Source organism: Psychrobacter sp. GTC18467 (genome assembly GCF_055397455.1).
In genome coordinates, this window is record NZ_AP038920.1 from 1,706,478 (window position 1) to 1,729,136 (window position 22,659).

Consider the following 22,659-nt stretch of genomic DNA (forward strand, 5'->3'; position numbering starts at 1 on the left):
TTTGCTTTTTTTTGTCGTTTTTTACTTTTTGAAAATGCCCTTTTAAATGGCAATTTTTATTTTAACTGTTTTGGAAACCTGCTATGACTCAGCCTGCCCAATCAACCTCTCATCACGCCGCAACCCAAGCTGAAGCAACCGCGTTTCCAACCATGCCCGATATTCCAAGCAATCGCCCGTGGCTTGAGGCTTATGAGCGCTATAACATTGCGCCGACCATTGACATGCCGGAGGACAACACCTCGTTGCTTGAAGTTTTTGAGCGCAATTTTCGCCGCTATGGTCAAAAACCGGCCTACATTTGCATGGATGAGAGCATCAGCTACAAGCAGCTTGATTTGTTCAGCCGCCAAATCGCCAGTTATTTGCAGTCTTTGGGTCTCGGTAAAGGCGAAAAAGTGGCGGTCATGATGCCAAACTTGCTGCAATATCCCATTATTGCGCTTGGGGTCATTCGTGCAGGATTGACCCTTGTTAACGTCAATCCTTTATACACCAGTCGCGAGCTGTCGCATCAGCTAAAAGACTCGGGCGCAAAGGTGCTGTTTATCATCGAAAACTTTGCCAAAACCTATCAAGATGCCGACGATAAAGGCGCGGTTGAAGAGGTCATCATTTGCAAACTTGGTGATATGTTTGGTATGGCAAAAGGCTTTGTTATTAATATGGTCGCCCGCCATATCAAAAAATTGATTCCAAAATACAGCTTGCCTGACAGCCAAAGCTTTCACCACGCGCTAAATGCGGTATCAGCCAGTAAATATAAACGCCCCGATTTAAACTTAAGTGATGTGGCGCTGCTGCAATATACCGGCGGCACCACTGGCGTTGCCAAAGGCGCGATGCTCAGCCACGGTAACCTTGTTGCCAATATGCTACAAATTCGCGCCCTTATGGACAGCGCCTTTGAGGACGACCCGAACGCTGACGATGTCATTTTAACGGCGCTGCCGCTTTATCATGTGTTCTCGTTTATGGTTTGCGGCATGTACGGCATGTATGAGGGCTACGCTGGACTGCTTATTCCTGACCCGCGCGATTTGGACGGGTTAATTAAGCAAATGGGAAAATACAAACCGGCGTTTATTCCGGCGGTAAATACCTTATTTAATGCTTTGGTGGGCAATAAAAAATTTGCCGAGCTTGATTTTTCCAACTTAAAAGCAGCCATTGGTGGCGGCATGTCGGTATTGCCAAGCGTTGCCAAACAGTGGCATCAAATTACGGGGCTTCCTATTGTTGAAGGTTATGGCTTGTCGGAAACCTCGCCTGTGGTTGCTTTTAACCCGATGACCATTGCCGAATTTACCGGCAAAATTGGCATTCCGGCGTCGAGCACGGACATCATTTTGATTGATGATGACGAAAAAGAATTGCCGCTTGGCGAGCGCGGTGAGATTTGTGTCAAAGGACCACAAGTGATGATTGCCTATCAAAACCGCCCTGAGGAAACCGAAAAAACCTTTACCAAGTCCGGCTACCTCAAAACTGGCGATATTGGCATTATGGATGAAAAAGGCTTTATCAAAATCGTTGACCGCAAAAAAGATATGATTTTGGTGTCGGGATTTAACGTTTATCCCAACGAGATTGAAGAGGCGATGAGCGAGCATCCGGCGGTTAAAGAGGTGGGCGCTATCGGCATTCCAAGTGACAAACGCGGCGAAGACCCCAAAATTTTTGTGGTCAAAAAAGGCAAGGTGACCGAGGAAGAATTGCTTGAATTTGGTAAAAAGCAACTGACCGGCTATAAACGACCGCGCCACGTTCAGTTTGTTGATGAATTACCCAAATCTAACGTCGGTAAAATCCTACGAAAAGAGCTTCGCAAAATGGAAGGGTTAGAGTAGATTTTGAATCATTGCCCCAATCACTGCTTGATTTTCGAGCCCTTAACCGTTGATATTTGCAAAAATGGGCGTTAGGATAGCGGCAACTTTGATTTTAAACGACCATTTTGGAATGATTTATGCGAATTGATAACCGCAAGCTTAACGAGCTTCGCCCGATTGTTTTTGAGCGCCACTACACCAAGCACGCTGAAGGCTCGGTATTGGTCAGCTTTGGCGATACCAAAGTGCTTTGTACCGCAAGCGTTGAGGCGGGCGTTCCGCGGTGGCTCAAAGGCAAGGGCAAAGGCTGGGTGACCGCAGAATATGGCATGCTGCCGCGAGCCACCAACACTCGAAATCAGCGGGAAGCTGCTCGCGGTAAGCAGTCCGGTCGCACCCAAGAAATTCAGCGCTTAATTGGTCGCAGCCTACGAGCGATGGTTGATTTGGATAAGCTTGGCGAAAATACCATTTATATCGATTGCGATGTGCTACAAGCGGACGGCGGAACGCGAACCGCAAGCGTCACCGGCGCGGCAATTGCGTTAATCGATGCGTTAGAGGCTTTACAGCGAACCAAAAAGCTAAAAAATGACCCCCTCATTGGTTTGGTGGCGGCGGTTTCAGTGGGAATCAAAGGCGGCGAGGCGTACCTTGATTTGTGCTACGAAGAAGATGCCAGCTGCGATACCGATTTAAACGTGGTGATGACCCAATCGGGCGCTTTTATTGAAATTCAAGGCACAGCGGAAGAAAAGCCGTTTTCACGAAACGAAGCCAATGCCATGCTTGATTTGGCAGAGGGCGGCATTAAAGAGTTAATCGCCCTACAAAAAGACGCGCTTGGTTGGTAAGCGGTTTGTTAATTGCTTGATTAACTGCTTTAACAAGGGCTAAAGGCGCAATCGATTATGCTAAAACTTACCGAAAACGGCGCAAAAATCAGCTTAAAAGGCGCAGCAAAACCTGCCGATAACGGGCTGTTTTGGTTTGGCGCGGTGCTGCTTTTAGGCGCGGTTGCCGTTGCCATTGCCATGAGCTTGTTTCCGGTTCGCTATTCGCTTGCCGCCTTAGGGTTATTGGTCGTGGCAAGTTTTGTGTTTAATTTAAAGCGCCAACAGCAAAAAAAAGCCCAAAGCGGCATGATTCAAGGCGGCATTCTTTGGGTAAAATCAGGCGAGCTGATTCACGACGCCCACGGTCGCCGCGAGCATATCACGTTAAGCAGTGATGACACTATCAGTCAAATTGACAATCAGCTGAGCATTACCAATTCTCAAAACGTTCTTAAATATCAAATCAGTGGCTTTGACAGTGAGCAAGAAGCGGCTGCCGCTAAAGCTATTTTGCAGGGTCAAGCACTGCAAAAGCGTAACGTCAACATCAAATTGCAGTCAGAGGATTAGGGCGTGTTGAATATTCATAATTTGAGCCAGATATAAGCACAAGCAAGAGCGACTGTATTTTCATAACTCTGCTTGAGCTTATCAAATCTGGTGGCAACCGCCCTATACTGTTTTAGTTTGGCGAAAGCATTTTCTACTAAGTGTCGTGCTTTATATAAGTCCCAGTCCATATGGTCGTTAGAAGACTTAGTGTTTCGTTTTCGAGGGATGTTATCCCGTGTCCCGGCTTGTTCAATATGCGCTCGTAGTGCATCAGAATCATAGCCTTTATCGGCACATAAAACCTCTGTATTGCTCAAATTAACTTTGTCTACTAAGTCAGGTGCGACTTTAACATCGTGGGTAGTGCCATCTGACAAGATAAAGGTAATCGGATTGCCATGCGCATCTACTGCCAAGTGAACCTTGGTCGCGCGTCCTGCCACACTTTTACTAATGGATTGTAGGTTCTCATTGCCACCACTGCTGTGCTGATGCGCCTTGATATGAGTACCATCAATGAAGACCCACTCAAGATCTGCGTCTTTGATTAATAAAGCAAACAGCGTAATCAGCTTATTACTGCGAAACCAGCGCTGGTAAGCTTTATAGATGGTATTAGGCTTACCAAAATACTCCGGTAGGTCGCGCCAAGGACAGCCAACACGCATGCGATAAAGCACGCCTTCAACCGTTTGTCTAAGATTTTCTTTGTCATAGATATTAAGTTCTAGTAATATAGGTTTCAATCTTGTCCAGTGTTCATCTTTGAGCATAGTGTGAGGCATAGCGAACGATATCTTTTTTGTGTGAGAACTTAAAGATTAACCGTTCGCTATTTTTTTTGCCAGAAATTTATATCCAATGTTCAACACGGCCTAAGCATTCTGTCGCTTTTTTACCACCTTTTAAATTTTCCAGTCAGCAATAGCGCTTGCAGAAAAGCTGCAAAATGGTTTATAACAGCCTTTGGTGCCAACAAAAGAACAGTTGGCAAGTGAGAGTTGTGAGGTGAGGTTGGCAATGCGTTATAGTTCATTGAGATTAGCGAAGCGCTTGGGCGGTTATACTGCCATTGGCTTTGCCGTGATAGTGGTCAGTCCAGCATCGGCAAGTTTATCGACCGACAGCATGAGTCAGTTAATTGCACAAAAATCAAGCAATCAAACCGCTGATTCAGAAATCAAAGTGCCACCGGCGCGGGTGAGTACCCAATCCTCTATCCGCCGCGCAAGCCAACAAACGCCGGTATCTTATGGCGCAAGCTTAAATAATGCGAATTTACAAAATTATTCGGCTTATCCAGACTATCAGAACTATCAAAACAATCAAAATCAGCAAAGTTATTCTTCGCAAAGCCAAGCGAAACGCTTAACCATCGTTCAATCGCCAAACAATAGCAGCCCTGAATCGAAAACGGTCATTCAACCCAACTATCCAACCAAAAATTATTCTGTTAAAGATTACCCAACCACCGTTGCCGCGCCAAAAGCGCCTGCTGTGTTACCGGCATTTTTGCGTGGTAGCGGTATCGCAGGAAACTATGACAATGTGGATAGCAGCTATTTGCCGCTATTATCGCAAGCCGAATCGCAAAGCAGCCGCGCCGCTCGCGATGTTCTTGCAACCGCCCGCGCGATGGCACTTAACGAGCGAACCATCATTAAAGGCGGCTGTTGGGATTATTTAAACGCGGTATTTAATCGAGCAGGGGTGAGCAAAAACACCATTTTAAAGGGCGCTTATAAAGGCGGGCCTTACGCCAACCCAGAAGAAATCCAAGTCGGCGATTGGCTATATTATATCAATCACGGTTATAACGACATTGAGCACAGCGGCTTATTTGTCGGTTGGGTGGATGAAGCTAACAAGCAAGCTTTAATATTAAGCTACGCCGGTGAAAGTCGTCATGAGCCGGCGCGCTATAAAGTTTATGATTTAAGCCACGTTTATCATATTATGAGACCGGTATAATCAAGGCTTAAAACGGCTTTACCACCACCAAAATCACGATAATGACCAGCGCAAATACCGGAACTTCGTTAAACCAGCGCCAAAATACGTGCGATTTGTAGTGCGGATTATCCATAAGTTTTTTACGATAAAATCCGCAAGCACCGTGATAGGCGGTCAATAAAATCACTAAGGTCAGCTTGGCATGAAGCCAGCCTTGTGATTTATAAACATCCCAACCAAGCACCACCATCCAAAGCCCAAATGCCCAAGTGGCAATCATTGCCGGAGTCATAATCCCGCGATACAGCTTGCGCTCCATAACGGCAAAGCGCTCTTGGCTGATTTTGTCCTCGCTCATCGCATGATAAACAAACAATCGCGGCAAATAAAAAATCGCCGCAAACCAGCACACCATCGAGATGATGTGCCAAGCTTTAATCCAATTAAAATACTCCGGCATGAGACTCTCGGCTGAGTTAGGATAACAGGGTTATTATAGGGCTATTTTAATCAAAATGGTGCTTAAATACGGCTTGCTAAGTCTTAGTCGGCAAGCACCAATGCTGATTCATGACCGCTCATGGCATCAATCACCGGCAAGACTTTTGGCGCTCGCGGTTCAGCAATTTGCGCCTGAAGTCCAAGCTCGCGCATCAAGCGCTGATCGCTGGATTGACTGGCATTTCCTGTGGTTAACAGCTTATCGCCATAGAAAAATGAGTTTGCCCCTGCCATAAAGGCAAGCGCTTGCTCAGCATCCGACAAGCTTTCACGACCTGCCGACAGGCGGACGTAACTGCTTGGGCAGCAAATTCGAGTCACCGCAATCGTTCGGATCCATTCAAGTACCGACAATTGACCCTCAGCAATCACTTTATCACCTAAAGGCGTTCCTTGAATCGGCACCAGCAGGTTGACCGGAATGGACTCAGGCGGCTTAGGCATGGCAAGCAGCTCCATCACCCAATCGATGCGGTCGTCGCGGCTTTCGCCCATGCCAACGATATTGCCGCTACAAACGTTAATGCCAGAGGCGCGAACTTGAGCAAGCGTATCAAGCCTGTCATCATAGCTGCGCGTGGTGACCACTTCATCATAATAGCGGCGCGAGGTGTCCAAATTATGATTGTAATAATCAAGTCCTGCCTCCGCCAATTGCGCGGCTTGATCGGCGTTTAGCATCCCTAGGGTCATACACGTTTCAAGCCCAAGCGCTTTGACTTCTTGAATTAATTCAACCACATAAGGCATGTCTTTAGCGCTTGGGTGCTTCCAAGCCGCGCCCATACAAAACCGTGATGAGCCGCTGGCTTTGGCACGTTTTGCGGCGGCAATCACTTTATTGACTTCCAAGCGCTTTTCAGCTTCAAGCTTGGTTTTGTCGCGGTGATGCCCCGACTGTGAGCAATAACCGCAGTCCTCAGGGCAATTTCCGGTTTTGATAGACAGCAACGTGCTGATTTGAACCTCATTGGCGTTAAAATGCTCGCGGTGAACGCTTTGCGCTTGCATTAATAAGTCCATCAGTGGCAAATCAAACAACCGCGCCACCTCCTCGCGGCTTTTGATGGTCGCAAATGACGGTACAAAGCTTGAGCTTGGCTCCAAAATTTGTTGCAAACTGGTCATAAAAAAAAGTCCTTTTAGGATGACGCGAAAGCGCAAACGGCAGGTTAAATGGGGGTTAATTTAAAAAAATGTTATTAAAACCATTTATAAAAATTTGATAAAGCCACAGGCATAAAAAAAGGTGCAGTAACTGATTATTTAAGTATACCGCAACCTTCTTTAAAATAGCATGATTCAAAATTCGCTGATCAAACTTTTTAAGCGGTTATCATGCGTTATTTGCCAAGTTTATGTTTGGCAACCCCAACCCAATGCTCGGCAAATTGCTGAGCTTTATAAGCATAAGGCTTAGCGCGATCAAGATAGGGCTTGATTTCCTCAGGAATTGGCGGAACAATGTGCTTGGCAAGCTTATTAAACCACATCAACTGGCTGTAATCGCCATCGATGCTCAGCTTTTTGTCTTGAACCGCGGTCATAAAGGCAGGCAAGCTACCTTGGGTCAACAACTTAACGCCGGTCATGGAGTCTTTAAATTTAACGGTCAAATCGGCGTTTTCCGCCTCCCCAGATTGTTGGCTAAATTTGCCATCATTAAAGCTGTAGCTGCGAGCAACGCCTGACTCTTCGCTGATAAATTCAATGGTCACTTTTTTATCGTTTAATAACGCTTGAACGTCCGCGTTGTCGCTACCGGCAAGCATGGATAAGCGATAGCCGATCACTGCCAAAAGCACGTCTAAAGGGTCAGATTTTACATCCAAAACCGGAATGGTAACCATAATGTCACTCCAAAATAGTATTTAATTAACATCAGCTTTCAATTTGAAAGCGAAAACTTAAGTCGTATCTTGGCTGATTATAACCAATTCATTGCCAACTATCGTTATCAATTTGCAAGAAAAAACCCAGTATCATGTAACAATCGGTGTGAAAAAAGGCGATTCTGGTAAAAAGTTGCCTTGTTATGAAGAAATCAGCGAAACCGCGGCTGAAATTTGTCATCATAAATAGGGGAATGCTCACGGCAAGACAGATCCTTTGAGGCAACGCTTGGTTTGTTGACCGTGAGGCTGTCATAACGCCAAAGGCGATAGCTTATCCAAATAAATAGGGGCAGCCAGCTTAAGCCGAGCGCCACAACATAACCGTGCCAATCGCTGATGCCAAACCAGTTACAAAGCTTATGATGAAGCAGATGGATGGCAAACCAATACAGCATGCCACCCCCCAAATAGGTCAGCAGCCAGCGTTTTTGGCTAAGGGCAAGGGCGGTGATCAGACCTGTGATAACCCCAATCCCAAATCCCATCACAGGCGTTGCTTGTGCCGCGCTTATTGGCAAAAGGGTAAGCATCATCGGTCATCTCGCTGATTTTACGGTGAAGTTGACCTTTTATTATGAAAGTTTTTGCCCGAAAGCTAAAGCAAATCGGGCGGCTTTACGACATTAGATGACGCTTACAATAGGAACTAAAATGGGGGTTGAATTTAATGATAAATAAGCAAATCGATTAGCGCTGATTTGTGGTTTTTCGCCCCCACCACGACAGCAGTGAGACCAAAATTGCGCCAAGTACGATTAATGATAACGTTGTCAGCCAATGCGCCCCCGTTGGGTAGTGCCACGGCATGACGTTGATACTTGCCGCCTCAGATAAACCACCAAGCGCGTCAACTTTCCACGGCCAAACTTTGACCAGTGACCCTGCAATAAAGCCGATAAGTAGCGCAAGAGTGCCTTGATAGTAATGCGATAACAGCCATTTTAAAAACTTGGTAAATAATAATAATCCTGTTGCCATACCACTAACGAGCGTCAAAATAATCGGCAAATCAAAGTTATGAATCGCCGCAAGCGCCGTATCATAAGAGCCAAGCAGCAACAAAATAAATGACCCCGAAATCCCTGGTAAAATCATCGCGCAAATGGCAAGCGCCCCCGACATAAATAAATAAGGCAAGCTTGGGGTTCCGGTGAGGGCAGGCATACTACTGATAATCACTGCCGCAACCATGCCAACAATAAATAGTCCCGCTCGGCTCACCGTCCAGCGCTGAATTTCGCTCAGCAACAATAAAACGGTCGCCACCACCAACCCAAAGAAAAATGACCAAATAAGTAGCGGCTGAAAATCTAATAAATATTTAATAATTCCGGCAAAAGTAATTAAACTGGTCGCAATCCCTGCCACTAAGCACAATAAAAACGTGCCATCGACCGCTCGCCAAACGGCAAGTAGCCCTTGTAGTCCGCCCTGTTTTCGATAATCGTGCCAAAGATTGATGCCAATACTGCTTAAAGCAGCAATTAAGCGCTCATAAATGCCAGCAATGAGCGCAATCGTGCCGCCAGAAACGCCCGGAACCACGTCAGCTGCGCCCATTGCCATACCCCGAGCAAAAATTCCGGCAAGCTGCTTTGGGCTATCGGCATGATGAGGGACTTCGATGTCATGTAAATTGGCGTCATTAAAGGCATTTTCTGCCGGATCAACAAGGTTTTGTTGAGCGCTGTGGTCTTGAGAAGCGCTGTTTTGAGCATTGATTTTGGCAGAATTCACAGCAGGTTTTGATGATGGCATGATGGCCATTTCCTTGTAACTTGTCAAAGTGACGGGTAAACATTGCTTAATTAAAATAAAAGGTAAGTTAAAAAAGAAGATAAAACAATAGCTTATGAAAAAATTGATAAAACATAGCAAAAAAGCCAAGCCGAAGCTTAGCTTTTTGTGTTAAAAAATTAATCGTCTTGGCGCAGCGCCGGATAGCCAAGCGCATAAAGGACGCCCTCAAGCCCTGTCACATTAACTGCGGCATCCGCTCGCGCTTGAACGATGGGCTTGGCGCGATACGCCACGCCCAAATCAGCTGCTGCCATCATCGGCAAATCGTTGGCGCCATCGCCCACACAAACCACTTGTGACATATCAATGCCGAGCCTTGCGGCGGTTTGCGTGGCAATTGCCGCTTTTTTTGTGCCATTAATGATAGGCAGCTGAACCTCACCGGTCACAAAGCCATCTTCAATGTCCAAGCGGTTGGCGTGAACTTCATCGATGCCCAACATATCCGCAATATAACGGGCAAAATAAGTAAAGCCACCTGATACCAAAACGGTATGATAGCCTAATGCCTTAAACGCACTGATGGTCGCTTTGGCGCCCGTTGATGGCGTTAAACCTGCACAAATATCATCAAGAACGGTGACGGGAATGCCTTTTAACAACGCCAAGCGCTGTGCAAACGACTCATCAAAATCAATCTCACCGCGCATGGCAGACTCAGTGATTTCGGCAACTTCCTGACCAACGCCGGCTTCTTTGGCAAGCTCAACAATCACTTCTTCTTCAATCAAGGTCGAGTCCATATCAAAGCAAACCAACTTATGCGATCGCAGCATATGACCGATGGACAAAATATGACAATCGACGAGATTTAACGCTTCAAGCGGATCATTTTTAGCTTGCTGATAATGCTGACTGAGCGCTTGACGTAAGCTGCTGGTCAGTTGCTCATCAATAATATGCGCCGCGGCGGTCTTTTTCGCCGGATGCATCAGCGTTTTAGTGACAGGAACGAGCAAATAGCGATACACGTTTGACGTGATTACTGAGTTTTTGCTGTTTTTGAGCGTAGAATGCTGGCTGTGGTCTTCAGTTATCGGCGCTTCAGAGTTCGGCATCACCTCAACGTGAACCGCCGCAACCGCCGGATTTTCAACGCTAAACTGGACGTAGCTTGCCTCTTTGTCCTCAGCTACCGTGACCAGATGCCAATTGGGCTGATCATCGACCCAAGACTGAACATAATCATGGACATCAAGAGCAGGGAGATGAGCGGGAAGCACCACAATTAAGGCAAAGACCGGCAGAGATTGCAGCGCTTCAAAATCGCGTAAATCGGTCTTGTCAGGAAGCAGCTCAGCAATGGCATCAACCGCCTGCTGCCATGCCAAACTGTCCTTTGGAAGCGTAAATGAGGTGTGGTTGCTCATAGCTCAATATTTCCTTGTCAGCTGAGATAAGATTAGGAATAATAACAGTTTTATAAAGCGCCGCCTATAGAGGGTTATGGAAGTGTTTTTTATCGGTTTGTGACGTGATAAGATTTCGTAAAGCGCGCCGCCGCCATATTTACCTTTGAATCGCCATAAAAAGCCAAAAACTCCGGTCAATTTAAGCTAAAATAAGCCGTCAGGACGCCATAAGCTTTGAGCTTGTGAATTAACTTTCCTAATCATAATAAGTTTATCAATCATGATGTATTTAGCGCCACGGCAAGGACTGTTTGCCATTATTTTGTTGGTAAGCTGTTGCTTACACACGTTATTGATGGTCGTCAGTGTCGATCACCAAGTCACCAGCAGTCTTGAGCAAAAAGGCGAGCAAATGCTCGACCAGCTCATTGATGAAGCAAAACTGTCTTTAGAAAATCAAGACCGCGTAAGCTTAAGCGTTATTGCCAATCGTTATACCAGTGAACAAGATGTGGCGCGCCTTGTCATCGAGGACACTAAAGGCAATGTCCTTGTTCCGGTTGGCAACGCGCCGCTTCAACAAGGTGAGACCCTCGCAAAAATTGCGACCAATGGTGAAACGGTGATCGGAAAGGTCAGCCTCACCTTAAAAGACATCAGCAAAGGTGAGATCCTAGCGATGCAGTGGCCGTTTGTGATTGGAGCGATGATTTTTCATTTGCTGCTTTGGGTGGCTTATGGCTTTGTGGCGCGACCAACCCCTGCGCAAATTAACGCCTTTACCCGACAATCGGCGTCAAAGTCGCCAAAGCATCCTAGCAACAATCGCCCAAAAATTGAAGCTAAAAAACCGTCAACTCCTGAGGCTGAAGCTAAGCTGCCGCTTGGTGAAACCCATCAAGACGTGAATGCCTACTTGCGAGCTCAGCAAAGTGCTCATGAGACGCCGACGCGAGCCACACCGGCAGAGGCGATCAAATCAAGCCCTACCATCATGACCCAAAAGCTGTCAGATCAGCGCGATTGCGACAGCGTTCAGCTACAAATTGTATTTCACGATGAATATGGTATGCTCAAGCTGTTGACGCCAGAGACGCGAGCGCCGTATTTGGCATTGTGTTCGCAACTGTTGCAGCAAGCGACTAGTCAATTACTGCAACTGCCATTATTAGAGGGCGTTGCGGTAGAAGCTGAGCCGGTATTTAAAAACCAAAAAGCACTGGTTCAGCTGCAAGCTAAAACTCCTGAAGCCAAAGTGGCGCTTGCCGGTGTGATGCTTGGCAAACTTTATTTGATGCTCAATAAAATCATTTATGAAAAGCATGTTGAGCTTGGTCGATTTGCATTGCCCGTCAAGGCAGGGGTTAGCGACACTCCGCTAGATAACGCGATGAGTCAACTGATCACGACAGTGGGTAAAAAAGAGCAGCTGTTGGTATTACTACCGGCAGTGGGATTACAGCAAATTGGTCACTTTGTGCGTCTTCGCAGCGTCAGCCGACCCACCAATGCTTTTGAGCGGCAATGCGCGGTGTTTGATGGCGGCAATCTTGAAATCATCGACGCGTTATCCCAAGCGCGTAATGCGGTGCTGATGTCAGGTGCAGAAGTTGCCGAGGGTTGATTGGTTTTGCTTATTCAAGTGATTTGGGAGTCTTGGCTTAAAAAAGATTGACATTACCGGCTTGAAACTTTATAAGGCATATATCAATTTTATATTTACCAATTGCCCAAGCCAACAATGAAGGAGCCGGTCATGAGTGATGATATCGATGACGATTTTGATGATGATTTTATCGACGACGACGATGCCAAGCTTGTCGAGGAGGCGGAAACGAGCGCTCGAACCCGCTTAAGCAGTTTAGAAAAACGCCGCTTAATCGACAATTTACTGGAAGAAAAACGTCTGGCGCGCGCCTTAAAAGATGAGCTTGATGAGCTTGGCGACGATGATGACGATTTTGATGATGACTGGGACGATGAGCTGTAACAGTCGTTTGCCAAAGACTTTTATCCCTTGAATAAGGAACGCTAAGCCATGGAAAATTCATTAAGCTTTGATGAATTGCTTGATTATTTAGATGAATCAGAAGACCAATTTGTTCTTGACAGTGTCGCAACGCACGGGTTTTTGACCGCAACGGTAATCGGAAAACCACTTCCAAATTGGCTAGATACCTTGTTCGAGGAGCAAACGGACAAAATCCCAAGCAATGTCATCGATGGCATCAAGCGTTGGCGTCAAGAAATTGAAAACGAGCTAAAAAACGAAACGCCCATCAGCTTGCCCTTTGGCGAGGACGATGAGCCACTTGATTTGTCTGATGAATCCGACATCGTGGCGTGGTCGATTGGTTTTGTTGATGCCATGTACGCTGATGAAGCAAGCGACTGGTTTGATGATGACGACACCGCCGAGGACGTTGCGGTATTGACCTTACCGATGATTGTGCTCAGCGGCATTGGTGAAGATGACCCTGAGCTTGTGGCTATGCGCAATGATAGCGACAAAATTGAGCAGATGGCAGCAAGCATTGAGAGCAATTTAACGGAGCTGTTTTTATTGTTTCATACCAACGATTAAGTCCTAATTAATATCAGGCTTAACTAAATAAAAGGTGTCGCCATGCAGCTGTCCAACCTTGAGCACTTGCCCAATTATCAAATCACCGAGCGCCTTGATGTGGTTTATGGCAGCACCGTGCGCTCAAAGCACGTCGGTCAAGATATTTTTGCCGGCATCAAAAACATTGTTGGCGGCGAGCTGACCGCTTATACGGAGCTGCTTGAAGAGTCGCGCCAAGAAGCCATCGACCGGATGATAAAAAAGGCAAAACTGCTTAATGCTGACGCCATCGTTGGCATTCGCTTTTCAACCTCAAGCATTGCTCAAGGGGCGGCTGAACTTTTTGTTTATGGCACGGCGGTGAAGGTTGCGCCGCTGGCAAGCCCCAACTATCCAAATCAAAGCCAGCCAAATCCGCCACAAGCGCCGACCGCGCCTGTCGTGACGCCTGCGCAAGATTTGCCAAGGTTTCACCCGTTTGATTAGCCCTAATTGAGGTGGGTGATGAATTCATCCTTTGAGCAGCTTATCATCAATTATGCCCCGCTACTGGTGTTAATCCTCGTTGGCTGGTTTTTTGGCACGCGCAACGAGCGCCGTCATTTTGCTGCGCTTAAAGTGTCAGAAGCCAAGTTTTCCCATATCATCGTCTCCACTGAGCGCTTTTATCAGCCCAATTTGACCCCAGAAAGTCGCGGCGAATTGGTGCTAGGCAGCGTGGTCATCGCCCAAGATTATTTTAAAATGGTGGTAGCCAAAATTTTAAATATTTTTGGTAAAAATTTAACCACCTATGAAACCTTACTTGAGCGCGCTCGCCGTGAGGCGGTAGTTCGGCTTCGGGAACAGGCAGCCGCAAAAGGCTTTAGCCACGTTTATGGTTTGCGCTTTGAAGTCAGTAACATCAATCAAATGGGCGGTATGGTTGAAGCCATTGCTTATGGCACGGCAGTCAATGTCGACCCGAAAAATATCGGCGGTCAGTATCCGGAGTATTATCAACTCTAGCTGATGTTAGATTTGTTAGTAATAATGCTAAATTAAAACTGTTGCCGCGCCAATCCTACGATTTACTTAATCTTTAGTTATTGCTTTTTTATCCCTTCACTTCGCTAAATCTTCGCCCTTATCTTAATGACATACCAATTTCTTCATTGGCTTTTTGCTATTGCACGACAATTTTACCCACAACGCCAACCAGCCCTAACAAATTTTTCGCAATTACGCTAAAATTGAGACCATAATCGTGTGATTTTGCTCAAGGGTAACGGGCAATATTGCCAATTTAGCTGTATTTTTAATTTTTCATCTTTTTATTATGTCAAAGTCATTGTGCCAAACTGATCGGCATGGTGAGTTTGTTATCGATTTTTGAGAGCCTTATGAGTAACCAAAATTTAACCACCTCAATCCAAGCTGCGTTATCCGAACTTGAAAATGCTTATCAGCCCGCCGCTATTGAAGCCGGACGCTATCAAGAGTGGGAAGATAGCGGTTATTTTGCGCCCACCTTTGATAAAAAAGCGTCGTTTTCGATTGCCTTGCCGCCGCCGAACGTCACGGGCTCTTTGCACATGGGTCACGGCTTTAACAACACCATCATGGACGCGCTGACTCGGTTTCACCGAATGAAAGGCGACAACACGCTTTGGCAGCCGGGGACGGATCATGCGGGGATTGCCACGCAAATGGTGGTTGAGCGCCGCTTGAACGCTGAGGGCATCAAGCGTCATGATTTGGGTCGCGAGGCGTTTATTGACAAGGTTTGGGAGTGGAAAGAGGAGTCGGGCGGCAACATCACCCGCCAAATCCGCCGCCTTGGCAGCTCAGTGGACTGGTCGCGTGAGCGCTTTACCATGGATGAGGGCTTGTCAAATGCAGTGAAAGAGGTGTTTGTTCGCCTGTTTGATGATGGTCTTATTTATCGCGGCAAGCGCCTTGTCAACTGGGACCCAAAATTTCAAACGGCATTGTCGGATTTGGAAGTGGAAAACCATGATGAAAAAGGCTCGCTTTGGCATTTTCGCTATCACTTTACCGATGATGCGGTTAAAACCCAAGACGGTAAAAATTACTTAGTGGTTGCCACTACGCGACCTGAAACGTTGCTTGGCGATACGGCGGTTGCGGTCAACCCAAATGACGAGCGTTACGCGCATTTAATTGGCAAAACCATCACCCTACCGATTACCAATCGTATTGTTCCGATTGTTGCTGATGATTATGTGGATATCGACTTTGGGACTGGCGTGGTCAAAATTACCCCTGCCCATGATTTTAATGACTATGAGCTTGGTCGCCGTCACAATTTGCCACTGATTAACGTTCTTGATGCTCACGCCAATATTTTGCCGCAATTGCAAGTTTATAGCGATTTGCAAGCTCGCGAGCCACAGCTTGAAACTACCCCAAGCGATTACGCCGGACTTGAGCGCTTTGCTGCTCGAAAATATTTGGTTGAGCAAGCGCAAAATGAGGGCTGGCTTGATAGTATCGAAGATTACGCGCTCAAAGCCCCGCGCGGCGACCGAAGCGGCGTTATCGTTGAGCCGTGGTTGACCGATCAGTGGTACGTTGCCGTTGCAAAATTGGCAAAACCTGCCATTGATGCGGTCGAAGATGGTCGAATTGAGTTTGTCCCTGCGCAATATAAAAACATGTATATGGCGTGGATGAACGACTTGCAAGACTGGTGCATCAGCCGTCAGCTGTGGTGGGGTCATCGCATTCCGGCATGGTATGACGAGGCGGGGCAGGTTTATGTCGCTCGTAATGAGGCGGAAGTTCGCCAAAAATACAACCTTGGCGCGGAAGTGGTATTGCGCCAAGATGAGGACGTTCTTGATACGTGGTTCAGCTCAGGGCTTTGGACATTTAGCACTTTGGATTGGGCGGACAAAAACGCTGATGCGCGCGTGATGCAAACCTTTCACCCAACCAGTGTTTTGGTGACCGGCTTTGACATCATTTTCTTTTGGGTTGCCCGAATGATTATGCTGACCATGCATTTTATCAAAAATGACGATGGCACGCCGCAAGTGCCGTTTAAGACCGTTTACGTTCATGGTTTGGTTCGTGACAGCTTTGGGCAAAAAATGTCCAAGTCCAAAGGCAATGTGTTAGACCCCATCGACATCATCGACGGCATCGATTTAGAAAGTTTGGTCGCTAAGCGCACCAGCAACATGATGAACCCAAAAGACGCCGCCAAAATCGAAAAACAAACCCGAAAAGAGTTTCCTGAAGGTATTTCTGCCTTTGGAACGGATGCGCTGCGCTTTACTTTCACCTCCTTGGCAAGCACCGGTCGCGATATTAACTTTGATTTAAAGCGCGTTGAAGGCTACCGCAACTTTTGTAATAAAATCTGGAACGCCAGCCGCTTTGTGCTCATGAACTGTGTTGACAAAGACGGCAACGCTCAAGCGCTTGATAAAGCGGCAAATCCTAGCCTTTGGGAACTTCCTGAGCGCTGGATTATGAGCCGTTTGAACAGTACCATTAATAGCATTCATCAGCATTTTAACCAGTACCGCTTGGACTTGGTCAGCCATGATATTTATGAGTTTATCTGGAATGAATACTGCGACTGGTACGTCGAGCTTGCCAAAGCCAGCCTCAATGACGACTCGGTGAGCAGCGATCGCAAGGCACAAATCCGCTTTGTACTCTTAAACGTGCTTGAAACTGCGCTGCGCTTTACCCATCCGATCATGCCGTATCTGACCGAGGAGATTTGGCAAATCATCGCGCCGCTGCTTGAGCGTAAAAATGTAGACAGCATCGTCATTGCCGATTATCCAGCGGCAAATAATGACCAAATCAGCGAGCAAACGGAAGCGGATATGGCTTGGCTGCAAGAGTTAATCGCGAGTATTCGTAACATTCGCGGTGAGATGAACCTTGGCAATGCCGTTCGCTTGCCGGTACTCTTGCAAAATGTCTCGGAAGAAGAAGCTGCGCGATTGTCACGAATTGAAAACCAATTTAAAGCGCTTGCCAAAGTTGATAGCCTTGAGATTTTAAAAGATAGCGATACCGTGCCGTTGTCGTCCTCAAGTATGGTCGGCAAACTGCGCGTCCTTGTACCTATGAAAGGCTTGATTGACCCTGCGGCAGAATTAAACCGTCTTGGCAAAGCCTTTGAAAAATTGCAAAAGCAAACCGACGTTTTGGCGAAAAAGCTTGGCAATGAAGGCTTTGTGAGTAAAGCCCCTGCGGCGGTGGTCGAAAGCGAGCGCGCGAAACTTGCCGAGCTTGAAGCGCAACTTGCCGCGATGACGGGGCAGATGGAAGAGTTGAAGGCGTTGTAAGTTAATGTTTAATTAAATTAACCAAAGCTACCTAGCTCAGTTAGGTAGCTTTTTTATTACCACTAAATTATTTTTTTAATATTGGAAATCATATGAACCTTACCATCGGTCAGCGCCTACCTTTAAGCCAGTTGAATCTTGATATAACCGCGCCAATTATCATTACTTTTTCAGGGCAAAGTCAGATTGGCATAGACATCAGCTGCTTTGCTTTAGACAGTAATGGCAAGCTGATTCATGATGATTATATGGTGTTTTACAATCAGCCGGTTTCGCCTTGCGGTAATATTAAGCTGATAACCTATCAAATGCCGCCCTCTCAAGGAAATCGCGCTCAAGCAGAGTTTGAGATTCAATTATCAAAGCTTCCAAGTCAAATTGATAGCTTATATTTTGTTTTATCGGCGGACAGCGCGCTAAATCAAGTATCATCTTTAACGATGAGTGTAAATCAATCAGCAATCAAAGCCCAAGCAAATTATCAATCAGCCGATGTTGCCAACTTGCAAGCTTGTATGCTGATTCAGCTTTACCGGAAAAATGGGGAGTGGCGTCTTGCCAATGTGGCGCAAGGCTTTAATGGCGGTTTGGCAAAAGTCGTTCAGCACTTTGGCGGCGATGTTGAAGAAAATGCTACTGAAACGTTGCCCGTTAATACCACTGCTAAAGTATCGCTTGAGAAAGTCATTTTTGATAAAGCGCCTAAGCTTGTCAATCTTGCTAAAAAGGCAACCGTGTCGTTAGAAAAGCGGCAATTGCAGCAATTAACTGCCAAAGTGGCGTTGGTTCTTGATGCGACCGGCTCAATGCACCGGCAATATAAAGACGGTCACGTTCAAGAAGTTGTCAACCGATTATTGCCGCTTGCGGTTAGCTTTGATGACAACCAAGCATTGGACTGCTGGGCGTTTGGTGAGCGCGCGCTTTATTTAGGTGAAGTTGGTCTTAGCAATTATGGCGATTTTATTACGACGGCAAAGGGTGGTTGGCGCGATTGGTCACTTGGCGCTCGGGTTAATAATGAAGCTTTGGTCATGAAAGAGGTTGTTGATTTTTATAAAAAAGACGGTCTTGACGTTCCCGTTTATGTGCTATTTATCAGTGATGGCGGCGTTCATGACGCTCGCGGTATCAGCAGTATTATGACCAAAGCTGCAAAACTGCCTATTTTTTGGCAATTTGTTGGGTTAAGTGGTCGCAATTATGGCATTTTAAAAAAACTAGATGATATGAGCGGTCGCGTGGTGGATAATTGCAGCTTTTTTGAAGTTGATGAATTGGATGACATGAGTGAGCAAGAACTTTACGACGCCATGCTCGATGAATTTCCAAGCTGGCTTATCGCCGCCAAACAAGCCAATATTTTACCCTAATTATTAATCTTACCTTTTTCACCTAACAAAAAAGCCCATCTTTCAACGGGCTTTTTTTATGTTATATCAAAGCAACATTAGCACTTCGACAGATGCGCGTAATCCACACCTTTTGACAACACATAACGGTTATCGGTTTCGCCGTCGGTCAAGAAGCCACCAAAGGTTTGCGATACGGCGCTAAATAGGATGATTCGGACGGAATCAAGGGCGCATTCGCTCATGTTTTCAGTGCGCAGCATCTCTTTGGCGCGCTCAAGGCTAATGACCGCGCAGCTTTCATTGATACTCAGGCGCGGCATGTTCACGTCATTGTAGTTGCGATAACAAAAAGCGATGGACACGTAATCTTCAGAGCCGGCAAGCTCTGCCAAATAAGCTTGGTCAATCGGGCGCTCAGCTTCAAGCGTTCGGATGCTCAGTTGGCGTTTGATGGGCTTTAGGCGGGTGCTGTGAACGATGGTGATGAGGTGCTCGTCTTGTCTTCTTCTTGTCGATAGCATAATGACGTATCCTTTTATTCAAAAGTCAAATTAGAAAGTCCATTTTTTTTGATGACTGGCAAAAAGTGGGGTCAAAGCGTTGACCGATACTGCCAGCTCTGCAAGCTTCAATTATTGCAGACACCCTTAGTATGCCACAATAAAGCAGAAATAAAACCAACATATCGCCTTGATTGGCAATATGGTTACAACTTATAAAAATTAACAAAATCATATAATAAAAAACCGTAAGCCAAAAAAATCGCTGATACGGTGGCTACCAGCGATAAATTATTAAAATGATTTATATTGAATTATTTTAATTAAAAAAGCTAATTAAACTGTTGATTAAACCGCCACCGATGATTAACCAAGCAAACATAATCGCGCCTAACAATAAGGGTTTTGCGCCGGCTTGTTTAATCGCGCTTAAATGGGTGGTCAAGCCTAAGGCAAACATCGCCATGGTCAACAGTAAATCATCGGTAAATACCATCGCATGCTCAAAGCTTTCCGTCATATTGACCCAAGTGTGAATAAAGACGATGGCAATAAAGATAAACGCAAACCAAGGAATTCTAACTTGACGGGCGCGGTCAAAAAATGAGGGTGACTCGCCGCTGACTGCGCTCTCAGCTTTTGGGGTTAACGCAAACGATAAGATTAATAAGAACGGTGCAAGCATCATCACCCGAATCATCTTAGTGACCACTGCCGTATTGCCAACGTCAGCGCTGATGGCGTTTCCGGCAACGACCACTTGCGCGACCTCATGAATGGTTGAGCCGGTATAAACGCCATAGTTTTGGGCACCAAGCCAAGAGCCAAGCCAACCTAAATGGTATAAAAAGGGGTATAACAGCATGGCAATCGTGCCAAAGACCACCACGGTCGCCACCGCAATGGTGACTTTATGGGCTTGGGCTTTGACCACAGGTTCTGCGGCAATCACCGCCGCTGCCCCGCAAATACTTGCTCCTGAACCAATCAAAATGGTGGTTTGCTTATCGACTTTGAGCCACTTGGTTCCCAAAAAATAAGTGATTAAAAAAGTAGAGCTGAGCACCAAAGCATCGCTCATAATGGCAGGCATGCCAACGCTTGCCACTTGGGTTAAGGTCAATTTAAAACCATACATCATGATGGCTAATCGCAAAATTTGACCTTTTGCAAAAATGACACCGTCGCCAAGATTTTCTGCAAACTTAGGATAAATGGTATTACCAATCACCATTCCGATTAAAATGGCAAGCGTTAACGAGGAGAGTCCGACGATTTTGCCATGTGACCAAATGTTAAGCTGCGTGTTGAGCCACAAACAAAACATACTGCCAATCAATACGACCACAAGCCCCGCCAAATGTCGTCCGCGCGGGACATAACCGGTGACTGCTTGAGAAATCGCGCTCATAAGGTTTGTCCTATCTTAAAATTTGATTGCTTAGCCAGTAGTTATCAAAGCAATTGATAATTTGGCATAAGCTTATTTATATATATTATAAGATAAGATAATTAATAATAAAAACAGATTAAAAAGATAATATCTATCGATTTTCTGGGTTAATAACGTTATAAATAAGGCTATTGTTTTTACAATGATTTTTTAAAATAGTTTTTAGGAAAGCCCATGACTCAGCAGCAGGTTATGGTTGCCAATGCGCAGCCGATTCCGAAAATTACGCTTAAGCAATTGGCGGTATTTGTCAGTATTTATCAGCTTGGCAGCACCAGTCGCGCGAGCGTTGCCTTGAATTTGTCGCAATCGGCGGTAAGCAGTGCGCTGATGATGCTTGAGGAGCGTTTGCAAATGCCGCTGTTTGAGCGCGTTGGGCGGACGCTCAATCCGCACCCAAACGCTCGCGCGTTTTTTATTCAAGCGCAAGCAATTTTGGGGCAGGCTCAATCGCTTGAGCACTATTATCAGCATAAAGCCGGTCATTTAACCATTGGCGCGAGCACCACGATTGGCAATTATGTGCTGCCAAGCATCCTTGCCAAGCTTTATGAGGTCATGCCCGACGCTGACATTAAGATTTTTATTGCCAATACCCAAGAGGTGGTCAGCGATGTTGAGCAGTTGAATATTGATATTGCGCTGGTTGAGGGGATGCCGCGACCTGAGGACAGCCACGCGGTTGAGCGCCGCGCTTGGCGGACGGATGATTTGGTGCTGTTTGCTAGGCCTGACAGTCGATGGCTTGCGCAAGCTTATTTTGACAAGGCACAAAACTGCTATGAGATGGATAAAGATACCCTTGGCAAAGTGCCGCTACTGGTTCGGGAGATGGGGTCGGGGACGCGGCAAGTTATCGATGAGCAGCTTTTAAAGCAGCTTCCTGACAGCATCAATTTGATGGCAATTCAGCAATCAGAAGCCATTAAAAATATGGTGCTCTCTGACATTGGCATTGGCTGCTTGTCGCAAATTGTGATTGACAGTGAGCTTACTGAGGGCAGCTTGGTTCAGGTAAAGGTCAAGGGCATTGACCTTGCGCGCTCGTGGTGGCTCGTTTGGCACAAAGCTCGGCACCAAAGTCCAATTTGGCAGCGCTTTTTGGACTTGGTGCAAAGCGATTAGCGCAAGCCTTCATGGGTTATAGCGATTGGCTTGGCTTGGTGATGGGTTTTTCCAAGCGCACCACAAGGCTGTCGCAGGGCACATTGGGCAAAATATTGTCCGCGGTTGCGCCATTGAGCCAAGCCGCTAAGCCGTGGCGCTCATGGCGACCAATGACGAGCAAATCAACGGCGTTTTTATGGCAATAATTGACAATGCCTTCACTGTTAGAAATGGCGGTGGTCACTTCGGAGTTGACATTATGAAGCCCATTTCTGTCCAAAAACTGCGCCAATTTTGCTCGCGCTTCTTGGCAGCGCTCATCATCGATTTTGTCATAAAGGCTTGAAGCAGGAACCAGCTCATAGCCAAAGCCGACCATGCTGTCACGGACGATATGCAGCACGGACAATTTGGACTCAGGGCGGTTTGACACGATATGCTTGGCTTTTTGCGCCACAATGTCGGCGTCGTCCAAAAGGTCAGTTACCAGTAAAATATGTTTGTAATGCATACCTTGCTCCTTAAGCTTGCCGCTCGTTATTATTATTATTGTTCAACTTTACTATAGCACCCCTTTCGGCGGCTGTTAAGAGGCTTTTTAAGAGTAATAAGGGTTTAAATTGTCGTGATTGTATTAACAAATT

The 22,659-nt window shown here is 46.3% G+C and carries 22 protein-coding genes; 12 read left to right on the top strand and 10 right to left on the bottom strand.

All coding sequences use genetic code 11. The features are described 5' to 3' along the window. The first annotated feature begins 152 nt into the window (after positions 1-152). The 3 genes from ACZ5XY_RS07440 (at position 153) to ACZ5XY_RS07450 (ending at position 3,238) form a co-directional block, all read left to right on the top strand. Positions 153-1,850, top strand: a complete 1,698-nt coding sequence (locus tag ACZ5XY_RS07440) for an AMP-binding protein (RefSeq protein WP_464743817.1) — start codon at positions 153-155, stop codon at positions 1,848-1,850. A 119-nt stretch (positions 1,851-1,969) separates the two neighbouring features. Then, a complete protein-coding gene (gene rph, locus ACZ5XY_RS07445) occupies positions 1,970-2,686 on the top strand; it encodes a ribonuclease PH (protein WP_464740380.1) in 717 nt (238 codons plus the stop codon). Positions 2,687-2,743: 57 nt separating this feature from the next. Continuing rightward, on the top strand, positions 2,744-3,238 hold the full coding sequence (locus ACZ5XY_RS07450; RefSeq protein WP_464740382.1) for a hypothetical protein: 495 nt from the start codon (positions 2,744-2,746) through the stop codon (positions 3,236-3,238). A gap of 14 nt (positions 3,239-3,252) precedes the next feature. Here the strand turns inward: ACZ5XY_RS07450 and ACZ5XY_RS07455 are convergent, their stop codons facing one another. Continuing rightward, positions 3,253-4,005, bottom strand: coding sequence for an IS5 family transposase (locus ACZ5XY_RS07455; RefSeq protein WP_464740384.1), 753 nt, complete (start codon positions 4,003-4,005; stop codon positions 3,253-3,255). A 235-nt stretch (positions 4,006-4,240) separates the two neighbouring features. Here ACZ5XY_RS07455 and ACZ5XY_RS07460 point away from each other — a divergent pair, with 235 nt between their 5' ends. Then, on the top strand, positions 4,241-5,191 hold the full coding sequence (locus ACZ5XY_RS07460) for a hypothetical protein (protein WP_464740386.1): 951 nt from the start codon (positions 4,241-4,243) through the stop codon (positions 5,189-5,191). A gap of 7 nt (positions 5,192-5,198) precedes the next feature. Here the strand turns inward: ACZ5XY_RS07460 and hemJ are convergent, their stop codons facing one another. From hemJ to serB, 6 genes are all read right to left on the bottom strand, one after another. After that, positions 5,199-5,633: a protoporphyrinogen oxidase HemJ gene (hemJ, locus tag ACZ5XY_RS07465; RefSeq protein ID WP_464740388.1), complete on the bottom strand. Its 435-nt coding sequence runs from the start codon at positions 5,631-5,633 to the stop codon at positions 5,199-5,201. A gap of 83 nt (positions 5,634-5,716) precedes the next feature. Beyond that, positions 5,717-6,697: a biotin synthase BioB gene (bioB, locus tag ACZ5XY_RS07470; RefSeq protein WP_464743819.1), complete on the bottom strand. Its 981-nt coding sequence runs from the start codon at positions 6,695-6,697 to the stop codon at positions 5,717-5,719. A 320-nt stretch (positions 6,698-7,017) separates the two neighbouring features. Then, the gene (locus tag ACZ5XY_RS07475) at positions 7,018-7,524 is read right to left on the bottom strand and encodes a hypothetical protein (protein ID WP_464740390.1); all 507 of its coding nucleotides are present in this window, start codon (positions 7,522-7,524) and stop codon (positions 7,018-7,020) included. A gap of 194 nt (positions 7,525-7,718) precedes the next feature. Further along, positions 7,719-8,102, bottom strand: coding sequence for an AciT family ciprofloxacin tolerance protein (locus tag ACZ5XY_RS07480; protein WP_464740392.1), 384 nt, complete (start codon positions 8,100-8,102; stop codon positions 7,719-7,721). A 154-nt stretch (positions 8,103-8,256) separates the two neighbouring features. Next, on the bottom strand, positions 8,257-9,327 hold the full coding sequence (locus ACZ5XY_RS07485) for a DUF368 domain-containing protein (protein WP_464740394.1): 1,071 nt from the start codon (positions 9,325-9,327) through the stop codon (positions 8,257-8,259). 158 nt (positions 9,328-9,485) lie between these two features. Then, on the bottom strand, positions 9,486-10,739 hold the full coding sequence (gene serB / locus ACZ5XY_RS07490) for a phosphoserine phosphatase SerB (protein WP_464740396.1): 1,254 nt from the start codon (positions 10,737-10,739) through the stop codon (positions 9,486-9,488). 262 nt (positions 10,740-11,001) lie between these two features. Here serB and ACZ5XY_RS07495 point away from each other — a divergent pair, with 262 nt between their 5' ends. The 7 genes from ACZ5XY_RS07495 (at position 11,002) to ACZ5XY_RS07525 (ending at position 18,973) form a co-directional block, all read left to right on the top strand. Next, positions 11,002-12,345, top strand: coding sequence for a hypothetical protein (locus ACZ5XY_RS07495; protein WP_464740398.1), 1,344 nt, complete (start codon positions 11,002-11,004; stop codon positions 12,343-12,345). Positions 12,346-12,477: 132 nt separating this feature from the next. Then, positions 12,478-12,711: a PA3496 family putative envelope integrity protein gene (locus ACZ5XY_RS07500; protein WP_464740400.1), complete on the top strand. Its 234-nt coding sequence runs from the start codon at positions 12,478-12,480 to the stop codon at positions 12,709-12,711. 48 nt (positions 12,712-12,759) lie between these two features. Next, a complete protein-coding gene (locus ACZ5XY_RS07505; RefSeq protein WP_464740402.1) occupies positions 12,760-13,305 on the top strand; it encodes a UPF0149 family protein in 546 nt (181 codons plus the stop codon). A 42-nt stretch (positions 13,306-13,347) separates the two neighbouring features. Further along, positions 13,348-13,773 carry a YbjQ family protein gene (locus ACZ5XY_RS07510; RefSeq protein WP_464740404.1) on the top strand — a complete coding sequence of 142 codons (426 nt, stop codon included), beginning with the start codon at positions 13,348-13,350 and terminating at the stop codon, positions 13,771-13,773. An 18-nt stretch (positions 13,774-13,791) separates the two neighbouring features. Next, entirely contained in the window at positions 13,792-14,295 is a 504-nt protein-coding gene (locus ACZ5XY_RS07515; protein WP_464740406.1) for a YbjQ family protein, read from the top strand. A 374-nt stretch (positions 14,296-14,669) separates the two neighbouring features. After that, on the top strand, positions 14,670-17,600 hold the full coding sequence (locus ACZ5XY_RS07520; protein WP_464740408.1) for a valine--tRNA ligase: 2,931 nt from the start codon (positions 14,670-14,672) through the stop codon (positions 17,598-17,600). 92 nt (positions 17,601-17,692) lie between these two features. Continuing rightward, a complete protein-coding gene (locus ACZ5XY_RS07525; RefSeq protein ID WP_464740410.1) occupies positions 17,693-18,973 on the top strand; it encodes a VWA domain-containing protein in 1,281 nt (426 codons plus the stop codon). 77 nt (positions 18,974-19,050) lie between these two features. On the opposite strand, the gene ACZ5XY_RS07530 is transcribed toward ACZ5XY_RS07525, so the two are convergent. Together ACZ5XY_RS07530 and ACZ5XY_RS07535 are read right to left on the bottom strand one after the other, a co-directional pair. Then, positions 19,051-19,476 (bottom strand): hypothetical protein, encoded by a 426-nt coding sequence (locus ACZ5XY_RS07530; RefSeq protein ID WP_464740412.1) that lies wholly within the window; start codon positions 19,474-19,476, stop codon positions 19,051-19,053. Between the two features lie 298 nt (positions 19,477-19,774). Continuing rightward, entirely contained in the window at positions 19,775-20,866 is a 1,092-nt protein-coding gene (locus ACZ5XY_RS07535; protein WP_464740414.1) for a YeiH family protein, read from the bottom strand. Positions 20,867-21,082: 216 nt separating this feature from the next. Between ACZ5XY_RS07535 and ACZ5XY_RS07540 the strand changes: the two genes are divergently transcribed. Beyond that, positions 21,083-22,033 carry a LysR substrate-binding domain-containing protein gene (locus tag ACZ5XY_RS07540; RefSeq protein ID WP_464740416.1) on the top strand — a complete coding sequence of 317 codons (951 nt, stop codon included), beginning with the start codon at positions 21,083-21,085 and terminating at the stop codon, positions 22,031-22,033. A 16-nt stretch (positions 22,034-22,049) separates the two neighbouring features. On the opposite strand, the gene ACZ5XY_RS07545 is transcribed toward ACZ5XY_RS07540, so the two are convergent. After that, on the bottom strand, positions 22,050-22,526 hold the full coding sequence (locus tag ACZ5XY_RS07545) for a universal stress protein (RefSeq protein ID WP_464740418.1): 477 nt from the start codon (positions 22,524-22,526) through the stop codon (positions 22,050-22,052). Positions 22,527-22,659: the final 133 nt, after the last annotated feature.